Origin of the sequence: Candidatus Kinetoplastibacterium blastocrithidii (ex Strigomonas culicis), assembly GCF_000319245.1 — a bacterium.
GTDB lineage: Bacteria > Pseudomonadota > Gammaproteobacteria > Burkholderiales > Burkholderiaceae_B > Kinetoplastidibacterium > Kinetoplastidibacterium blastocrithidiae.
Window position 1 is genome coordinate 678,401 of record NC_019814.1, and the last position, 15,702, is coordinate 694,102.

Consider the following 15,702-nt stretch of genomic DNA (forward strand, 5'->3'; position numbering starts at 1 on the left):
ATATTAAAAAATAAATACAAAAACAGTTACCATGGACACAATACCTATTATCATAGAAACTAAATAATGATAAATAAAACCAGATTGAAGACACTGACTCATTCTAGATATAAACTGAACAAAGTTAGCACTACCATTAACTAAAATTTTATCAATTAATGTTTGATCACAAAATTTCCACAAAAAAGAACCTAGTCTAATAGAAACCCTAGCAAGTCCGTAATAAATATTATCGAAATAAAACTTATTATTCAAAATATGAAGTATTAATGAAAACTTGGATTTTATAGAATTCACAATATTGTCATTAACAATATAACAATACCAAGATATAAATGCTCCAGACAAAACAAGTAAAAAAGGTATACTAAAAAATGCATGCTTGGCAAAATGCAACCATCCTTCCCACTCTTTTGAAACATGAGAAAAATTATTGTGAATAGGCATAACAGTTATTATAGAATCAAAAAAACAACCAAAAACAAAATTATCCACAACAAACAAACCCAATAAAACTGAAGGGGCTGCTAAAAAAACAAGAGGGAATAAAATAGAATACCCAGGATCATGTGGTATTTCATGAAATTCAGTATTTTTTCTAAATCTCTCTTGACCATGAAAAACTAAAAAATATAAACGAAATGAGTATAGGGATGTAACAAAGACACCTATTAAAACAGAAATATAAGCAAACTCAGAACCGAAAACATCAGAATACTTAACCGATTCTATTATTAATTCTTTAGAATAAAAACCAGAGAAAAAAGGGAACCCTACCAAAGAAAGAGTAGCCAGTAAAAAAGTTAACCATGTCACAGGCATATACTTATATAAACCACCCATGCTCCTTATATCCTGATTATGATGAGTACCAATTATAACAGAACCGGCACCTAAAAAGAGTAATGCTTTAAAAAATGCATGAGTAACTAAATGGAACACAGCAACTGAATAAGCGGAAACACCCAAAGCCACTGTCATATAACCTAGCTGAGATAAAGTAGAATAAGCTATTACACGCTTTATGTCTGTTTGAACAATACCAAGAATACCCAAAAATAAAGCTCCAATAGAGCCCGTTATAATAATTAATGATAATACGAAAGATGATAATTCGAATAAGCCAGAAAACCTCGAAACCATGAATATGCCAGCAGTAACCATAGTAGCAGCATGTATAAGAGCAGAAATTGGAGTTGGCCCCTCCATAGAATCAGGCAACCATGCATGCAATGGAACCTGGGCTGATTTTCCCATAGCCCCAATAAAAAGACACAAACAAGATATTTGAATTAAATCTAATTTATGAAAAAGATCGCCACCAGGAATTGATTTCAACTGAATACAATCTATATTACTAAGGATATCTTGATAACTTATACTTCCTGTACTAAAAATCAATAAACACATGCCCAGTATAAATCCAAAATCGCCAACTCTATTGACTATGAATGCTTTCATATTAGCAGTTACAGCACTTTCTTTAGTGTACCAAAACCCTATTAACAAATAAGAAACCAGGCCTACAGCTTCCCATCCAAAAAACAATTGCAGTAGATTGTTTGACATTACTAACATTAACATTGCAAAAGTAAATAATGATATATAAGAGAAAAATCTTTGATAGCCAGAATCATCAGACATATAACCAACTGTATATATATGAACCATTAAAGATACAGACGTAACTACTAAAATCATTACAGAAGAAAGAAAATCTATTAAAAATCCTAGGTCTAATCTAAGTGTGTCAACTACACTCCACGTATATAAAGTAATATCACATGAACACCTATATTGGATCACATTATACATTAGCAATATTGCCGATATAAATGAAATAAATATACAAAATATTGAAATAAAACTAGATGACAAACGTCCAATAATAGGATTGGCAGATAAAAAGCTAGAGCCAAATAAACCAGATACTATACTTCCGATAAGAGGAGAAAACACTATCACCATACATAAGTTATAAGGATTATAACTATTCATGTTTACTATCCTTTTAACTGACTAATCTTATTAACATTCATTGCATCTAAATTTCTAAACAATAAAACCAAAATAGCCAAACCTATTGCTGATTCAGCAGCAGCAACTGTCATAACAAAAAAAACAAAAACCTGGCCAGAAATATTTTGATTCCATTCTGAAAAAATAACAAAATTTAAATTAGATGATAACAATATTAGTTCAATAGACATTAGCATAACGATTATATTATGTCTGTTAACAAATATACCTAAAATCCCTATGGCAAAAATACATGAGCTTAATATTAAACAATGAGATATTGCTATCACTTATTACTCCCATCTTTCAAAATTGATTTATCAACTGAATTATTATCATGATTTTTAGAAAATTTAGCAAATATCAAACGGTTTTTAGGATTAGCTAATAATGCCATATTAGTATTATTATGCACCTTTCTATCCTCTCTTACCCTTAAATTCAAAACAATGGCAGCAACCATGCCTACTAATAATATCAAGGCACATATCTCTACTGCAAAAATATAATCCCGGTAAATTGACAAGCCTATAGCGATAGGCGTACCGATATTGCTTTCATAAAAATAAGCACTAAGATTTCCCCATTTGCTATAGAATGCTATAGATATCTCTACAATAATTAAAATGCCTATAAAAATTCCATAAAAAACATAAGGTTTAAATATATTTTCTTTATCACTATTTCTAGAATTGCTATCTATCATCATAACTACAAATAGGAAAAGAACCATCACAGCTCCAACATATACTAAAATAAGCAACAAAGAAAGAAACTCAGCTCCTAACATCATCCATAAAATTGCAATGTTTATAAAAACTAGTATTAAGTACAATACAGAAACTACTGGATTGCTAGCAAAAATCACACACAACGATGCTATTAAGGTTACAGAAGACAACAAATGAAAAAACAATGTAGAAGAAGTCATCTTAAAATCCAAAAGAAATCAGCGATATATAGCATCCTCTCTCCTCCTAACAGATATATCGGATTCGTATTTATCGCCTATAGCTAACAATATATCTTTTGTGAGATATAAATCACCTTGCTTTTCCCCATGGTACTCATGAATATGAGTCTCCACTATTGAATCTACTGGGCAACTTTCTTCACAAAAACCGCAAAAAATACACTTTGTCAAATCTATATCATATCTAGTAGTACGACGTGAACCATCAGATCGTTGCTCAGACTCTATATTAATAGCCATAGCAGGACAAACAGCCTCACATAATTTACATGCTATACAACGCTCTTCTCCATCACTGTAACGTCTCAATGCATGAAGCCCTCTAAATCTCGGAGACATAGGTGTTTTTTCATAAGGGTATATTAAAGTAACCTTGCGTTTAAAAAAATATTTTCCTGTCAAAAACATCCCTTTTAAAAACTCGTATAACAGGAAGGTGCTAAAAAATCTCTTAATAAATATCATATAATTTCTCTAGATATAATAAAATTTAATACCAAATATTCCAAGGACTTCTCATCCAAACAGCAATAAAAACAAGCCAAAGAGCTGTTATTGGTATAAATATCTTCCACCCCAATCTCATTATCTGATCATATCTATATCTAGGAAAAGTAGATCTAAACCAAATAAATAAAGAAACTATAAAAAAAGTCTTTAGCCATAACCAAAGCCATCCAGGCATTAGTGTAAATGGAATAAAATTTAACGGTGATACCCATCCACCTAAAAACATTATAGAAGCTAGACTAGACAATAAAATCATATTTGCATATTCTGCAAGAAAGAATATAGCAAATGTAACACCTGAGTATTCTACCATATGACCTGCAACAATCTCAGATTCTCCTTCTACAACATCAAATGGATGTCTATTTGTTTCAGCAACAGCAGATATAATATATATTACAAACAAAGGAAATAAAGGTAACCAATTCCAAGAAAGGAAAGGAAATCCTTTATCAAAAAACCAACCCTTATTCTGAGAAAAAACTATATCACTTATGTTTAAACTTTTAGAAACCATCAAAACAACAACCATTATAAAACTTACAGCCAATTCATAAGATATCATCTGTGCCGATGCTCTTAAAGATCCTAATAGAGCATATTTAGAATTGGAAGCCCATCCTGCTATCACAACACCATAAACACCTATAGAAGTAATCGCCATGACATATAAAAGTCCAGCATTAACATTTGCTAAAACAATTTCTGGCCCAAATGGAATTACAGCCCAAGCAGCCAGAGCAGGCATTAAAGTTATGACTGGTGATATCAAAAATAGAATTTTATTAGATTGTGCTGGTATAACTATTTCTTTAGTAAGTAATTTGATTACATCAGCAAATGGCTGTAAAAGACCATTATAACCGACTCTTGTAGGTCCTAAACGCACATGCATAGCTCCAATCATCTTTCGTTCCCAATATGTTAGATATGCAACACAAAGTATTAGAGGAAGGACTATACATATTATCTTTATAAGAATGCTTATAACTGCAAATAAATTACAACCAAGAAAGCAAATTAATTTATCTTCTAGGAATGACCATGGATTCGGCATTATAAACGCTCCACATTAAGAGTACAAAATGAACTTCCTAATAAAGAGGTATTTTCGAATCCTGCAGAAACATGAATGACATTATCGGGAACACAATCATCGATTAATACCTTCATTCTTATTTTACCATCATCACTTGAAATCATGACCTCTTCACTTTCATTCAAGTTAAGCAAAATCATGGATCTTCTGTTTATTCTAAGAAATGGAGCTTTAGACGATGAAGTCTCTTGTAAAGGATCAGAGTGTCTAACTATACAATCAGATCTATAAATAGGCAAATCAGCAATTCTTTCAAAACCTTGTTTTATATTCCCTAGACCCATTCTTGAGTTTATAGAATTTGACAGCCTATCCTTAAAACCATCATCTAATATATGTTTTCTTAAAGAATCAAAACTATCGTACTTAAAACCAGGCAAGCCCAACATAATTGATAACGTACAAATCACTCTCCATGCAGGTCTAGTTGATCCTAATGGAGCAACAACACTCCTAAAATTCTGAAGAATACCTTGAGAATTTATAAATGAACCTGAAGTTTCAGTAAATGGAGATATCGGTAACATTACATTTGCCCACTTCATCGCCTGAGAAGCATATGATACAAAAGCTACATTAAACTCAGATTCAGATAACGACTTTATAGATAGTGCTCCATTATCTGTATCTAGAAATGGATCAAAATGCATTATCAAATATGATTTGAGAGGCTTTTGAAACATTTGCAAAACATTTTTACCACCATTCTTAGGTATAAAATCAGCTATGTAACCACCTAAAGCATTAGCTCCAAATGTCAAAAACCCCAATTTTGCTCCCACTAACGTAGAAATTCCATATGAATTTGCAAATGCAGTAGACGCATCTGGCATATAAACTGCTGTATTTCCCAATAATATTGCATGTTTACCAACGCAAGTAAGACTATTTGCTATATTTTTAATTTTATCATCTATATCTGCATCTTTTAAATCAACAAATTCATTAGGTATTTCTTTGCATTGAATTCTAGAAATTTCTATATATAACTTTGCTAGAGTCTCCGATAACGCAGAGGGCTTAACACTAATCCTACCACTTATATTCATTAATTGATCAGAAGCGTAACTATCTATAATAAAAACTTTTGCTCCATTCTTAGAAATCTGTCTGAGTCTTTGGGTCAGTAGAGGATGATCCGTTCTTAGGAAGGATCCAATTATTACTACAACATCTAAATCATCTATTTCCTTTAAAGACAAACCAAGCCAAGGAACACCATCTAAAGACCTATCAAAATTAAGATCTGTTTGCCTAAGTCTGAAATCTGTATTGTTAGAACCAAACATATGCAACATTCTAGCAAATAGAAAGTATTCTTCTAGTGTAGAATACTCCGAAGCCATGGCTCCAATCTCATGAGCTCCATAAGATTCCTTTATCCTGATTAATTCAGCAGACACTTTAACTAAAGCATCCTGCCAAGACACTTCATGCCACTTGCCATTATCATCCTTTATCATAGGAGCCGTAAGCCTATCCTTACTATTTAATCCATCATATGAAAAACGATCTCTATCACTAATCCAACATTCATTAATACTATCATTCTCAAAAGGAACAACACGCATAACCTTATTTCTTTTAACCTGAATAACTATATTAGACCCAAAACTATCATGTGGACTAATTGATTTACGTCGCGCTAATTCCCAAGTTCTTGCAGAAAATCTAAATGGTTTAGATGTTAGAGCACCAACAGGACAAATATCTATCATATTCCCAGATAATTCCGACTCTATAGAAGAGCCAAGAAAAGATGTTATTTCTGATTTTTCTCCACGATTTATCATTCCAAGCTCAATTATGCCTGCAATTTCCTCACCAAAACGAATACATCTCGTACAATGTATGCACCTACTCATCTCTGAAGCAGATATTAATGGACCAATATTCTTCTGAAATACAACTCTCTTCTCTTCCTTATATCTTGAATGAGAAGATCCATAACCAACAGCTAAATCTTGTAATTGACATTCACCACCTTTATCACATACTGGGCAATCAAGTGGATGATTAATTAACAAAAACTCCATGACAGATTTCTGTGCATCTTTTACTTTCTCTGAATTGGTGTGAACAACCATCCCATCAGTAACAACTGTAGCACATGCAGGCAAAGCCTTAGGAAATTTTTCTACTTCTACCAAACACATACGACAATTAGCTGCAATTGACAATTTCTTGTGATAACAAAAATGCGGAACATAACAACCTATACTTTGAGTAGCTTGTATTAATTTACTACCCTTTGGAACACTTATTTTTTTACCATCAACAATTATATCAACCATTTGCTTTTCCATAACCTACAAATACTTTGACACTAAACATGAATTATTTTCAATGTGATACTCAAACTCATGCTTAAAATGCTTTAAAAAACTAATTACTGGCATGGATGCAGCATCACCCAAAGCACAAATAGTACGACCAATAATATTATTAGAAATTGAGTCAAGTAACTCTATATCTTCAAAATTACCTTTGCTATTCTCTATACGATCTAATATTCTATATAGCCAACCGGTACCTTCTCGGCAAGGAGTACACTGTCCACAACTTTCTTCGTAATAAAAGTAAGATAATCTTAGCAGGGACTTAACCATACAACGTGTCTCATCTAACACAATTATCGCTCCAGATCCTAACATTGATCCAGCCTTAGAAATAGAATCATAGTCCATATCTAGGTCCATTATAATATCAGCAGGCAGCACTGGCGAACTAGACCCACCTGGTATAACAGCTTTTAATTTATTACCATTTCTAATACCGCCAGCTAATTCTAAAATTTTTGAAAAAGGAGTTCCTAGTGGAACTTCATAATTTCCAGGAAATTTAATATCTCCACTAATAGAAAAGATCTTAGTTCCAGCATTATTCAATTTTCCTATTTCTAGATATTTATCAGCTCCATTCAGTATTATCCAAGGAACAGCCGCAAATGTTTCTGTATTATTGATAGTCGTAGGTTTGCCATATAAGCCACTACTGGCAGGAAATGGAGGCTTAAAACGTGGCTGACCTTTTTTCCCTTCCAGCGATTCTAATAAGGCTGTTTCCTCGCCACAAATATAAGCGCCGTAACCATGAGTAGCATATAACTGAAAGTTAAAATCTTGACCTAATATCCTGTCTCCAAGGAAACCAGCTTCTCTAGCTTCAGAAATAGCGAATTCGAAGCGTTTGTATACATCAAAAATTTCACCATGTATGTAGTTATAGCCAATGCTTATTCCCATAGCATAAGCTGCTATTATCATGCCTTCTATAACTATATGAGGATTAAACCTCAATATATCACGATCCTTAAATGTACCTGGCTCTCCCTCATCAGAATTACACACAAGATACTTTTGATCTCCACTACCAGATGGCATGAAACTCCATTTCAAGCCAGTAGGAAAACCAGCACCACCACGACCACGCAAACCAGAAGATTTTATTTGTTTTATAACCTCTTCTGGAGATATTTTCTCTCTTAATATTTTTTCAATGGCTTTATAACCACCTCTATCTAAATAATCACATAATTTCCAATTATTACCACTAATACCATTAAAAATTTGAGGAGAAATATGTCTTCCATGAAAACAGGTAGAACTCAAAATATCATTGTCTAAATAGGGGATCAAACCATGATCAAAGTTTTTTAGAAAATCAGATACGGACATAAAAACTACTCTCCAGATTCTTTTTTAAGAGCATCTATAAGAAGATCTACTTTCTCTTCTGTCATTTTAATACAAATATGTTTATTATTTATTAAAATGACAGGAGCATCACCACAAGCTCCAGCACACTCACCCTCTAGCAAAGTGAAATTAAGGTCAGAAGTAGTCTCGTGAAAATCTATACCAAGCTTATTTTTCAAATAATTTGCTATCATTGCACCACCTCGAAGTGCGCAAGGCAAATTTGTACAAACTGAAATCCTATTCTTACATTTATGTTCTGTATTAAACATATTATAAAATGTAGCTACTTCTTGAGCTACAATAGGAGGTATCCCTATATATTTAGCCACTTCTTCTATAATTTCTGGAGACAACCAAGAGTTCTCTTCTTGAGCTATGGCTAAAGCTGCTATTAATGATGATTGACGCTTATCTTTTGGATATTTAGACAATTCCAAGTCAATTTTCTGATAAGATTGTTCTGTAAGCAACATAAGTTGTATATTTATTTAATAAAGATAAAAATATTAGAATCAACGATCTATTTCGCCAAATACAATATCCTGAGTACCTATGATAGTAACAACATCAGCAAGCATATGACCACTAACCATTTCCTCTAATGACTGCAAATGAGCGAAACCTGGAGCTCGAATTTTAACTCTATAAGGCTTGTTAGCACCATCTGATAAGATATATATTCCAAACTCACCTTTAGGATGCTCTACTGCTGAATACGCCTCACCAATAGGAAGATGAAAACCCTCAGTAAAAAATTTAAAATGATGGATCAACTCTTCCATTCCAGATTTTATATCTACTCTTTTAGGAGGAGAGAACTTACAGCTTTCTATCATAACAGGTCCTGGATTGTCTCTAAGCCATTGAATACACTGCTTTATAATTTTGTTGCTCTCCCTCATCTCTGCAATCCTAACTAAATAACGATCGTAACAATCACCATTTATGCCTATAGGCACATCGAAATTTAAATCAGAATACACCTCATATGGCTGAGTCTTCCTGATATCCCACTCAACTCCAGATCCGCGTAACATTGGACCAGAAAATCCTAATTCTATAGCCCTATCTGGACTTACAACCCCAATACCAACAAGACGCTGTTTCCATATGCGATTATCCGTTAAAAGAGTCTCATATTCATCAATACAATCAGGAAACCTAATTGTAAAATCCTCTATAAAATCTAGTAAGGACCCCTCCCTGTTTTTATTCATATTACTGAAATCTTTACTACTGCGTACTTTCTTTGATGACTTCTGATATTTAGGCATATTATCAGGCAAATCTCTATAAACCCCCCCAGGTCTATAGTAAGCAGCATGCATTCTTGCCCCGGAAACAGCCTCATAACAATCCATTAAATCTTCTCTCTCACGGAAAGCATAAAGGAATACAGCCATTGCTCCAACATCAAGCGCATGAGATCCTAATGACATTAAATGATTTAGTATCCTAGTAATTTCGTCAAACATAACACGAATATATTTAGCCCTCAAAGGAACATCTATGCTTAACATCTTCTCTATAGCCATAACATAAGCATGTTCGTTACACATCATGGATACATAATCAAGCCTATCCATATAAGGAAGTCCTTGAATATATGTTTTACTTTCTATTAACTTCTCAGTAGCTCTGTGTAACAATCCTATATGAGGATCAGCTCGGCAGACAACTTCTCCATCCAACTCCAAAATCAAACGCAACACACCGTGAGCAGCTGGATGTTGAGGACCAAAATTTAATGTATAAGTTTTAATGTCCATTATATTTTTATTATATTACTCATTATAGTACGAATTTTCACGAATAATCCTAGGCGTTATCTCCCTTGCTTCTATGGTTACTCCTTGATATATAATCTTCTTTTTATCATTATCATAGCGCATCTCAACATTCCCAGATAAGGGGAAATCTTTTCTAAAAGGATGTCCGATAAACCCATAATCAGTTAATATTCTACGTAAATCAGGATGTCCATTAAAAACAATACCAAATAAATCGAAAGCCTCTCGTTCAAACCATGAAAAACCCGGCCAACAACTAACTAATGATTGTATAGCAGGGCAATCATCATCAGAAGCCCAAGTTTTAAGTCGTAAACGCCAGTTATTTTTTATAGATAGAATATGAGCAGCTACAGCAAAACGCTTACTACTTGCTCTAGGAACAAGATCATGAGTATCATTTAAATTAGACTTTCCCCAGGAAAAATAATCAATACCACATAGATCTATACATGAATCAAAACAAAATCTACTATCATTTTTCAAAACACTACAAATAGACAACCAATCCTCATCAAGAACATTCATGGTTAATTCGTTATACTCACATATTAAACTAACGCGCTCACCAAACATTTCCAGCAAAGAATTCTTAAGAACGTCCAATTTGTCCATATTATCAAACATAATCTCAATAATTAACAATGATCTAAAACATACTTGCGATACTACCTATCAATCCTATTTGTTGATCTAATTTTATTTTGCAACTGCAAAATACCATAAATCAAAGCCTCCGCAGTAGGTGGACATCCAGGCACATAAATATCAACAGGAACTATTCTATCACAACCTCTAACTACGGAATATGAATAATGATAATAACCTCCACCATTAGCACATGATCCCATAGATATAACCCATTTTGGTTCAGGCATTTGATCATACACTTTTCTAAGTGCTGGAGCCATTTTATTGCAAAGAGTACCAGCAACTATCATCAAATCAGACTGTCGGGGACTTGGTCTATAAAAAGTTCCGAATTGATCTAGATCATAACGAGCAGCACTAGCATGCATCATTTCTACAGCACAACAAGCCAAACCAAAAGTCATAGGCCATATCGAACTTGTATTAGCCCACTTCAATACCTTATCTGCACTAGTAGTAATAAAACCTTTCTTTAAAATACCTTCCATAGCTATAATAATCTCTAAGCAATTGCACTACGTTATGTTAAAACTATTCCCAGTCTATAGCACCTTTCTTCCATTCATAAAAAAAACCAACAAACAATATAAATAGAAACAGCATTACAGAAATAAATCCTTCAATACCTATCATGTCTTGCACTATAGCCCATGGAAATAAAAAAGCAATTTCCAAATCGAATAAAATAAAAAGAATAGCAACTAGATAATATCGTATATCGAACTGCATTCTTGCATCTCCAAAATTCTCAAAACCACATTCATACGGAGATGCTTTTTCCTCAGTATATTTTTTAGGACCTAAGAAATAACCGACTAAAAGCAAACCAAGACCTATACCTATAGACACTAGAATGAATAGCAAAACTGAAAAATATTGTTGTAAATTCATAAAAATCACTTTTAGCCGTCAAATATATGATTGTAACATTTACAATCATATATTCCTTTAAAAGATGCAATTATAAACTAAATAAACACAAAATAAAAACCACCCTCAAGGGGTGGTTTTTATTTTAATCAGCGATTAGCTCAAAAAAACTAAAAACGATGACGCAAACCTACACCAACAACTTTGCTTTTTGCGCTGTATAGGAAAGCATAATCTGAAGCACAAGATCCATATGCATAAAGATTAGTACGTTTAGATAGGTCATAAGTATACCCAATACTATAAATATTCATAGTATCGTTATCCCCAGTTAACCTTGCTCCATTTGGCTTTGGATTGGCTGAAACACACTGCCATGAACCAAAGACATTACCAGAGTTACCTATAGGAGCACTCAATCCAACCATATATGAATTAGCAGAAAACCCATTTGCAAATTCTGTAACTAGACGACTTAATCCAATCAAATCACGGAACCCAGCTACGTTAAGAGCACCAACCCATCCATCTATAGTTCTTGCGTACGCCATAGAAACTTTGGCAATTTCAAAGTCATAAGAACCACCAATAACATAAGAACGAGGACTTACATCAAAGTAAGTGTCACGAGCTACACGTCTCTTAGAACCATCTACCGCATCATAAGAAAAAGCAGCAGTCAAAGGACCATTGCTATAACGAATACCCGCTGTTATAGCCCTATCATTCTCTGCTGTCCTCCAATTAGACGCCTCTTCTGCAGAAAATGCATTATTAACAGTAACGCAATTAGTATCAGCAATTCTAGTATCTATACAAAAAGAATAACCAATGCCAAAATCAAACCCATTATAAGAAGGAGTTTGATACATGACCATATTATCATAGCGAAGAGCATTTGTAGGACCTATGCCCATGCCCATACTAGCCTGCTCAAATCCAGAATGAAAAGGATCTATGCCAGTAAAATATTTACTGGATATATTTGTCTGACGACCTAAATCTACTCGACCCCAAGAATCACTAGACAAACCGACTGTGGCTTGTCTTCCGAAAACACGACGTGTTTGCAAACCGTCACCATTTCCAGAATTGAAACCACCTTCTAAAACAAATTCAGCACGAAGACCAGAAGACAGATCTTCAGAGCCTTTTAATCCCCAGTGAGATCCACTCTGGGCACCTGATACTGGCCCAACACGACTAATCTCATGCCTTACCCCACGAAAATCACGGACCTCAACAGAATTTACATTTATGCCTGTATCAACTGTTCCGTATAAGTTCACAGATGTTTCTGCCTGAGCAACACTAGCAAAACTAGCAACTAAAGCAGCAGCGAGCAGAGTTTTTTTCATATAAAAAATCTCCAATAATTTGAGTGACAAGAGCGACACATAATTACACACAACACAAATTCCAAATTCAGTAAGTTGAATTTAGAAAAATTGCATCAAAATTTAGCTAGACTGGCCAAAATGTGCAATATAAAAATCAAAGAGCAACATAAAGCATGTTGTAACAACACAACATTATGAAACACTATAAACTTTCACTCACAATGTACAGACCAAGTTAATTAAAAACTAGCCAACCTTAATCAGTCTATACGAAATAATGCAAATTACAAATTTATAGATTCTAAACTCTTTACAAAAAAACAACAAAACAACAAATACTTCATCTAATAGATGACATCTATATGTTATTTGATTATTTCTGGTACCGACGGCGAGAATCGAACTCGCAAGGCTCTCGCCACTACCCCCTCAAGATAGCGTGTCTACCAATTCCACCACGTCGGCTTAATAAACAGATAACATGGATTCTACCACAACCAGTCTCATTAAATAATCAAATTGTAACCGTGAATATGATTTTATTTAATCAACCTTTATTAATAAATCATCTACATTAGACAATAAAGTATCATTACCTATACTTTCCATTATACTACGATTGGAAGTATTGACAGAAGACTTATAATTCAAACATGCCAAACTAAGAGTACTAGCAAAAAATACTATCGCAAACCATTTAGTGCTTTTGGATAAAAAATTTGCTGATCCAGAAGGACCAAAGACACTAAATGCGGATCCTGTTCCAAACGAACTACCAATATTAGATCCACTTCCACTCTGAAGCAAAATAAGTAGCACTACAGCCACTGCAGATATAACCTGAAAGACCGTTATAAAAAAATAAAATAAAGACATCTACAGCTCCATATTAAACAACTATAATTTTGTAATGCCTAAAAAATCATCAGTTACAAGTGAAGCGTTACCAACTAGAGCTCCATCTATATCAGGCATAACAAAAAAACTTGCAGCATTACTTGCTTTAACACTGCCTCCATACAATATCCTAATACTGTCAGCTCCTACTTGATGTAACATTCCTCTTATAAAAGCATGTATATCCTGAGCGTATTCAGGACTAGCTGCCGATCCAGAACCAATCGCCCAAACAGGCTCGTATGAAAAAATCATTCTAGAAACGCTTTTGCCACCAAGCTCAAGTATACTAGAAACCTGGCTTTCAATAACACTAAACGTTTTTTTTGAATTGTATTCGTCAAGCGTCTCACCAAAACATACAACCGGAGTAATGTCTAAAGATAATGCAGCAGAAGCTTTTCCCGCAATGTCAAGGTTAGTCTCTTTATATAAAATCCTACGCTCCGAATGTCCTACTAAAACTAAACTACAACCAAATTCTTTAAGCATAGCTGCGGAAACCTCACCTGTATAAGCGCCAAAATTATACATGCTAATATTCTGAGCCCCCCAACAAATCTTAGTGCCATGCAATATGGTTAGAACTTGCGATAGATAGGGGAAAGGAGCTAAAATACCAAAATCACAATGTAGTGAATGGTCTACATTTCGTAATTTGCTGAGTAAAATAGTATTTTCTAAGATACTACCATGCATTTTCCAGTTTCCTAGAACAAGACGATTGGATTTTTTAATTATCATAAATATAATATTTGTTTATAGAATTAACAAAAATATGTCACATAACCAGAATGATCTTACCAACATGTTCTCCAGACTCCATAAGCTTATGGGAATCAATGACATTCTCAAATGGAATATATGAATAAGTCATTGGCCTTATCTCCCCTCTAGAGAACAAAGGCCAAACAACTTGACGCAATGATCTGGCAATCATATGTTTAAATGCAACAGATTGTGGCCTTAGCATGGAACCAATCACAATAAGGCCTTTTTTTAAAATATATCCAGAGTTTATTGAGCTAAAAGCCCCACCTAATAATGCAATAATTAACAATCTGCCGCCTCTAGATAAAATACTTAAATTACGGTCGAAATAATCTCCAGAAACCATATCCAAAATCACATTAACGCCATTACATTTAGTTATTCTATTAATCTCAGATACAAAATCTTCTGATCTGTAATTAATACATTTTATTGCGCCTATCGATTCAACAAAATTAACTTTTCTATCACTGCCAGCAGTTGCATAAACATTACATCCCAATGATTTAGCTAATTGTATAGCCATAACACCAACACCACTAGACCCTCCATGCACAAGCAAGGATTCTCCCTTTTTTATTTTTCCTTTATCTACTAAATTACTCCAAGATGTAAATAACGCCTCTGGCAAACCTGCAGAATCTTCTAGACTTACATTAAGCGGTATAGGTAAACAATGCTTGACATTAGCTATACAATATTGGGCATAACCACCACCAGATACCAGCGCGCATACCTTGTCGCCGATAGAAAAACCACCTAGATGAGCATCGCCACTTACAATTTCTCCGGAAATTTCAAGACCTAGGATATTAGAAACCCCAATAGGAGGCTTATAGAAGCCTTGGCGCTGAAAAATATCTGGCCTATTAACACCAGCAGCAGCAACCTTAATTAGGACTTCTCCTCTCCTGATTTCTGGAATAGAACGGTTGACCATAGAAAGAACATCAGGACCACCAAATTTAGTAATTTCTATCGCTTTCATTTGATAAATAAAACAAACTTATAAAAACGAGGTTATGAATTATCTTATAAAACCAAAAATAACTCAATAACAAAGACCCACAAAAAATATAAT

General features: G+C 33.9%; 16 protein-coding genes and 1 tRNA gene. All 17 read right to left on the reverse strand.

The annotated features are described in order from the left end of the window. Positions 1–3 precede the first annotated feature (3 nt). The 17 genes from nuoL to CKBE_RS03350 all read right to left on the reverse strand — a co-directional run bounded on the left by nuoL (position 4) and on the right by CKBE_RS03350 (position 15,609). On the reverse strand, positions 4–1,998 hold the full coding sequence (gene nuoL, locus CKBE_RS03270) for an NADH-quinone oxidoreductase subunit L (RefSeq protein WP_015238166.1): 1,995 nt from the start codon (positions 1,996–1,998) through the stop codon (positions 4–6). Positions 1,999–2,003: 5 nt separating this feature from the next. Continuing rightward, on the reverse strand, positions 2,004–2,309 hold the full coding sequence (gene nuoK, locus CKBE_RS03275) for an NADH-quinone oxidoreductase subunit NuoK (protein ID WP_015390047.1): 306 nt from the start codon (positions 2,307–2,309) through the stop codon (positions 2,004–2,006). Next, a complete protein-coding gene (locus CKBE_RS03280) occupies positions 2,306–2,950 on the reverse strand; it encodes an NADH-quinone oxidoreductase subunit J (RefSeq protein ID WP_015238168.1) in 645 nt (214 codons plus the stop codon). Before CKBE_RS03280 ends, nuoK begins: the two co-directional genes overlap by 4 nt. Before the next feature lie 18 nt (positions 2,951–2,968). Then, the gene (gene nuoI, locus CKBE_RS03285; protein WP_015238169.1) at positions 2,969–3,457 is read right to left on the reverse strand and encodes an NADH-quinone oxidoreductase subunit NuoI; all 489 of its coding nucleotides are present in this window, start codon (positions 3,455–3,457) and stop codon (positions 2,969–2,971) included. Between the two features lie 25 nt (positions 3,458–3,482). Beyond that, a complete protein-coding gene (nuoH, locus tag CKBE_RS03290) occupies positions 3,483–4,559 on the reverse strand; it encodes an NADH-quinone oxidoreductase subunit NuoH (protein ID WP_015390048.1) in 1,077 nt (358 codons plus the stop codon). Next, positions 4,559–6,895: an NADH-quinone oxidoreductase subunit NuoG gene (nuoG, locus tag CKBE_RS03295; protein WP_041571797.1), complete on the reverse strand. Its 2,337-nt coding sequence runs from the start codon at positions 6,893–6,895 to the stop codon at positions 4,559–4,561. The genes nuoH and nuoG overlap by 1 nt, the downstream gene beginning before the upstream one ends. Positions 6,896–6,910: 15 nt before the next feature. Next, on the reverse strand, positions 6,911–8,278 hold the full coding sequence (gene nuoF / locus CKBE_RS03300; RefSeq protein ID WP_015238172.1) for an NADH-quinone oxidoreductase subunit NuoF: 1,368 nt from the start codon (positions 8,276–8,278) through the stop codon (positions 6,911–6,913). A gap of 5 nt (positions 8,279–8,283) precedes the next feature. After that, entirely contained in the window at positions 8,284–8,775 is a 492-nt protein-coding gene (gene nuoE, locus CKBE_RS03305; RefSeq protein ID WP_015238173.1) for an NADH-quinone oxidoreductase subunit NuoE, read from the reverse strand. 39 nt (positions 8,776–8,814) lie between these two features. Next, positions 8,815–10,074 (reverse strand): NADH-quinone oxidoreductase subunit D, encoded by a 1,260-nt coding sequence (locus CKBE_RS03310; RefSeq protein ID WP_041571799.1) that lies wholly within the window; start codon positions 10,072–10,074, stop codon positions 8,815–8,817. A 12-nt stretch (positions 10,075–10,086) separates the two neighbouring features. Next, complete coding sequence (locus tag CKBE_RS03315) at positions 10,087–10,719, reverse strand: NADH-quinone oxidoreductase subunit C (RefSeq protein WP_015390049.1); 633 nt, start codon at positions 10,717–10,719, stop codon at positions 10,087–10,089. 41 nt (positions 10,720–10,760) lie between these two features. Then, positions 10,761–11,237 carry a NuoB/complex I 20 kDa subunit family protein gene (locus CKBE_RS03320; RefSeq protein ID WP_041571801.1) on the reverse strand — a complete coding sequence of 159 codons (477 nt, stop codon included), beginning with the start codon at positions 11,235–11,237 and terminating at the stop codon, positions 10,761–10,763. Positions 11,238–11,274: 37 nt separating this feature from the next. Then, positions 11,275–11,634 (reverse strand): NADH-quinone oxidoreductase subunit A, encoded by a 360-nt coding sequence (gene ndhC / locus CKBE_RS03325; RefSeq protein ID WP_015238177.1) that lies wholly within the window; start codon positions 11,632–11,634, stop codon positions 11,275–11,277. 149 nt (positions 11,635–11,783) lie between these two features. Then, entirely contained in the window at positions 11,784–12,971 is a 1,188-nt protein-coding gene (locus CKBE_RS03330) for a porin (protein WP_015238178.1), read from the reverse strand. 362 nt (positions 12,972–13,333) lie between these two features. Continuing rightward, positions 13,334–13,418, reverse strand: a tRNA-Leu gene (locus tag CKBE_RS03335). Between the two features lie 78 nt (positions 13,419–13,496). Then, positions 13,497–13,829, reverse strand: coding sequence for a preprotein translocase subunit SecG (gene secG, locus CKBE_RS03340; protein ID WP_015390050.1), 333 nt, complete (start codon positions 13,827–13,829; stop codon positions 13,497–13,499). Between the two features lie 21 nt (positions 13,830–13,850). Further along, positions 13,851–14,594, reverse strand: coding sequence for a triose-phosphate isomerase (tpiA, locus tag CKBE_RS03345; RefSeq protein ID WP_015238180.1), 744 nt, complete (start codon positions 14,592–14,594; stop codon positions 13,851–13,853). Between the two features lie 37 nt (positions 14,595–14,631). After that, on the reverse strand, positions 14,632–15,609 hold the full coding sequence (locus tag CKBE_RS03350; protein ID WP_015238181.1) for an NAD(P)H-quinone oxidoreductase: 978 nt from the start codon (positions 15,607–15,609) through the stop codon (positions 14,632–14,634). Between the last annotated feature and the right edge of the window lie 93 nt (positions 15,610–15,702).

What these genes read in the sequence shown, in the direction of transcription:
- nuoL (WP_015238166.1), bottom strand. Translation starts at nt 1,998, where the DNA reads ATGAATAGTTATAATCCTTATAACTTATGTATGGTGATAGTGTTTTCT.
- CKBE_RS03280 (WP_015238168.1), bottom strand. Translation starts at nt 2,950, where the DNA reads ATGACTTCTTCTACATTGTTTTTTCATTTGTTGTCTTCTGTAACCTTA.
- nuoI (WP_015238169.1), bottom strand. Translation starts at nt 3,457, where the DNA reads ATGATATTTATTAAGAGATTTTTTAGCACCTTCCTGTTATACGAGTTT.
- nuoH (WP_015390048.1), bottom strand. Translation starts at nt 4,559, where the DNA reads ATGCCGAATCCATGGTCATTCCTAGAAGATAAATTAATTTGCTTTCTT.
- nuoG (WP_041571797.1), bottom strand. Translation starts at nt 6,895, where the DNA reads ATGGTTGATATAATTGTTGATGGTAAAAAAATAAGTGTTCCAAAGGGT.
- nuoF (WP_015238172.1), bottom strand. Translation starts at nt 8,278, where the DNA reads ATGTCCGTATCTGATTTTCTAAAAAACTTTGATCATGGTTTGATCCCC.
- nuoE (WP_015238173.1), bottom strand. Translation starts at nt 8,775, where the DNA reads ATGTTGCTTACAGAACAATCTTATCAGAAAATTGACTTGGAATTGTCT.
- CKBE_RS03315 (WP_015390049.1), bottom strand. Translation starts at nt 10,719, where the DNA reads ATGTTTGATAATATGGACAAATTGGACGTTCTTAAGAATTCTTTGCTG.
- ndhC (WP_015238177.1), bottom strand. Translation starts at nt 11,634, where the DNA reads ATGAATTTACAACAATATTTTTCAGTTTTGCTATTCATTCTAGTGTCT.
- CKBE_RS03330 (WP_015238178.1), bottom strand. Translation starts at nt 12,971, where the DNA reads ATGAAAAAAACTCTGCTCGCTGCTGCTTTAGTTGCTAGTTTTGCTAGT.
- secG (WP_015390050.1), bottom strand. Translation starts at nt 13,829, where the DNA reads ATGTCTTTATTTTATTTTTTTATAACGGTCTTTCAGGTTATATCTGCA.
- tpiA (WP_015238180.1), bottom strand. Translation starts at nt 14,594, where the DNA reads ATGATAATTAAAAAATCCAATCGTCTTGTTCTAGGAAACTGGAAAATG.
- CKBE_RS03350 (WP_015238181.1), bottom strand. Translation starts at nt 15,609, where the DNA reads ATGAAAGCGATAGAAATTACTAAATTTGGTGGTCCTGATGTTCTTTCT.